Source organism: Priestia sp. YIM B13489 (assembly GCF_042787645.1).
Taxonomy (GTDB): domain Bacteria; phylum Bacillota; class Bacilli; order Bacillales; family Bacillaceae_H; genus Priestia; species Priestia megaterium.
Genome location: NZ_JBHZOQ010000055.1, coordinates 1 through 3,078, shown reverse-complemented (window position 1 = coordinate 3,078; position 3,078 = coordinate 1). Strand labels below are relative to the sequence as shown.

Sequence of the window (3,078 nt, the reverse complement as noted above, 5' to 3'; positions counted from 1 at the left end):
AATCTGTCTCTAATGAGGATGAAAATCTTGCTGAAGAACTAAATATTAGCACAGAGGAATTGAACAATTTAGGGACAATTATAGAAGATGGTATTCAAAAATTAGATGATGAGAAAAAAAGTGATCAAGTTAAAGTGAGTGAAAATCTTATTTTGGAGACAAGTCAAGAAGAGACTGTGGGATTTGTCCCGCCATCTTCATTAGCAGAGAGTTCATCGACTATTGATAATATGGTAATGGCGTCTGCAGCTAAAAAGAAAAAGTCTCAATACGTAAGAGTTAAAAAACAAATGAAACTTAAAAACATTTTAGGTTTTACTGTTTTGACATTGAATAGTGTTGGTGTATTTACTGTGAATGGGTCTACTTCTACTCCTACAGATGCTTATGGTACTCATGAAGGAACAGTTTGGACTGTATCACATAGCTCAAAGAAGAGTAAAAAAAGTGCTAAGTCTTATGTTAGAAACACTTTCAAAGGTAAATTAAAAATTGGTATTGACCCAATTAATATGACTTTTCAATCTTTTAATTTTTCTAATACAATTTATTGTAGTGCCAAGGGAAAAGCTACTTCTTTTTGGGATTGAGATTTAATGAAAAAGCAAACTCTTATGAGTTTGCTTTTTTTATTTATATTTGACTCCAAAATACATAAAAGCAAGTTACACGCTTGACGGAAATCGAGAGATTTTAGCACGCACACAGGGGTGTGTATAAGTGCGCCATTTTCATGGGTGTCCTATTTCCAAAATTGCCACCACTTTTTTTGTTGAGCAGCAGCAATCTGTTTTTTCATTTCTTCATTCTCTTTTAGAGCCTCTATAAGGTGTTTGTCGCGTTCCTCAAGCTTAGACTCAATGTAGTGTTGTTGTTCGTGAATTGTCTGAATAAGAGATTGGATGATTTGTTTTTGTTCATTCATTTGTGAGTTGAGAGTATTCCTTATGTCCTCTATCGACTCATTCAGCGTCAATGCTGTACTTTCTGTATGATTGTCTATTGTGATAGTGATTGGATGTCCTTCGTTAGTGAGGATGGTCTCAATGTTTTCTATAGACTTTCCTTCTACGTATAAACCACGAATTTTTTTCAGCAAAGGAATGGATTCATTTGCTACTAAATAGCTTTTTCCGTTTTTCTTTATGTTCAAATGATGGCCATGTTGACGAATGTATCTTCGCAATGTTGTATCTGGGATTTGAAGTTCTTTCTCTAATGATTTGATAGAGTGCCATTTTTCTTGGTTATCCATATAATTTCACCACCTCGTTCACCATACGATCATACATTGATTATTCTAGTTATATCAATGGATTCCTACGATCACGATCATGGTTGCGTCCATGAATACGATCATTCGATCATGAGAAATATGACAAGAACGTTTTAACGGTTATAAATTTATTTAAAGACTCATAAAAGTCTCTCATAAAGTGGAAGTGCCTTTTGATAATAATCTTTTACAGAATTTAGTTAAAACAAGCTTTTGCAACCAATAGTTGCATAGTGGTTGGTGGTGTGCAACCTGTGAAACTAATACAATTACAGCAATCATATGGAAATGGGGTGTTGTATGATGTCTTTAGGTTCTAATATTAGTAATAAAAGAAAATCCTTAAAGTTATCGCAAGAATATGTAGCAGAACAATTAGGGGTTAGTCGGCAGGCAATATCGAAATGGGAGACAAATCAATCAGAACCATCAATGGATAATCTAATAAGGTTGGCTGAATTATTTGATAGTGATATTAAAGAATTAGTTTCTCCAGAGCAATATTCTGAGGAACAAAAAGACTTAGAAACTCGGATTGAACAAAGTCAAAAAGATATAAAAATGCAAATGTCAGCTGTCTTTGGTCGAATTCTTATGCTGATTAGTTTTTTAGGTTACATTGGTGCTTTATTTGATCTTTCTTCTTATCAACTTCCTATTTGGTATTTACAAATTTGGTGGGGTGTCCTATTTTTGACCGGAGTAGTTCTAACATTTGTTGGGGCAAGGGATTACTTTAATAGAAAATCTGGTTCTAAAAAAGTTATATGGCTTGATCTGTTATTTGTTTTCTCTTATTTTTTATATGAAATGTTGCCTTTTGAAAGAAGTATAAATACATTAGTTACGTTACTTTTTGGCATTGTGATTTTGGTTATTAAAAATATTAAGTTTTTCATTCCTACATGGAGGAAACCAAGGTCATTAGACAAATAAATTTAAAATTTATAAAAACTCTCCAGCATAGTTAATATAGATCAAAAGGAATTCTTTTGACATTTATGTTAAACTATTACTTGGTTATTTTTATAACATTAGTAAAGGAGAGGTCACTATGAAAAAAGAGTTACGTAGTTATTTGTCTCTTGTGGTTGCTTCAGTAATCCTTATATCTTTGGTTTCGCCCGTAGTAGCACAAGCACAGACGTCGGACAGAAGTAAGGGTGCTGTAACATTAACAGAATCAGAAAAAAATAGCATAAGTGATTTAGAGAAATCTGGTGTAGATACAAAGCTTGTTACTAAGTTGTTGGAAGTTTCGAATCATATTCATTTCAAGAAAGATCAAGAAACATTAAGTGTAGATTTAAGTGATGATGTTCTTATGAATAAATATGATTTTACAAAAACACAACTTAAAGATTTCAAAGCTATACTTGATGGTACATATAATTATTCTGCTTCAAAAGAAAGCATATTAAAAAGTAACCAAGTAGCTAAAACTTCTAGTTATAGAGCTGGTTATTTATCTAATACTGCTTTGAAATCTGGAACATTTGCTGTTTTAACCGTTGCAGCGCAATCAGGTCCAGCTGCATTAATGGCTGCTTGGACAGCAGTTTCATCAGCTTTAGCAGGACCATTAGGCACTGTGGCTGGAATAAGTACTGCAGTTTTAGGTGGAGCCTTTTTTGCAGATCTTGCATTGAAAATAACTGGAGCTATGACTCAGGGTAAAGGTGTAGCTTTCTATCTTGATTGGGGAATTCCACCAGTAAAAACTGTTATTGAATAAAACACTTAAAAAAGAGGTTTGTTTTTGAATTTTTACTGACTCTGTTTTTTTACAGGGTCTTTTTTTT

At 33.0% G+C, this 3,078-nt stretch carries 4 protein-coding genes; 3 read left to right on the top strand and 1 reads right to left on the bottom strand.

What is annotated here, in order from left to right; all coding sequences use genetic code 11:
- On the top strand, positions 1-590 hold a 590-nt coding region (locus ACFX4W_RS30680; protein ID WP_377560630.1), incomplete at its 5' end, for a hypothetical protein.
- A 152-nt stretch (positions 591-742) separates the two neighbouring features.
- Here the strand turns inward: ACFX4W_RS30680 and ACFX4W_RS30675 are convergent.
- Positions 743-1,255, bottom strand: a complete 513-nt coding sequence (locus ACFX4W_RS30675) for a DUF3967 domain-containing protein (RefSeq protein WP_341004347.1) — start codon at positions 1,253-1,255, stop codon at positions 743-745.
- A gap of 324 nt (positions 1,256-1,579) precedes the next feature.
- Here ACFX4W_RS30675 and ACFX4W_RS30670 point away from each other — a divergent pair, with 324 nt between their 5' ends.
- Complete coding sequence (locus ACFX4W_RS30670; protein WP_197198151.1) at positions 1,580-2,212, top strand: helix-turn-helix domain-containing protein; 633 nt, start codon at positions 1,580-1,582, stop codon at positions 2,210-2,212.
- Positions 2,213-2,330: 118 nt separating this feature from the next.
- Complete coding sequence (locus ACFX4W_RS30665) at positions 2,331-3,011, top strand: hypothetical protein (RefSeq protein ID WP_197198152.1); 681 nt, start codon at positions 2,331-2,333, stop codon at positions 3,009-3,011.
- Positions 3,012-3,078 lie beyond the last annotated feature (67 nt).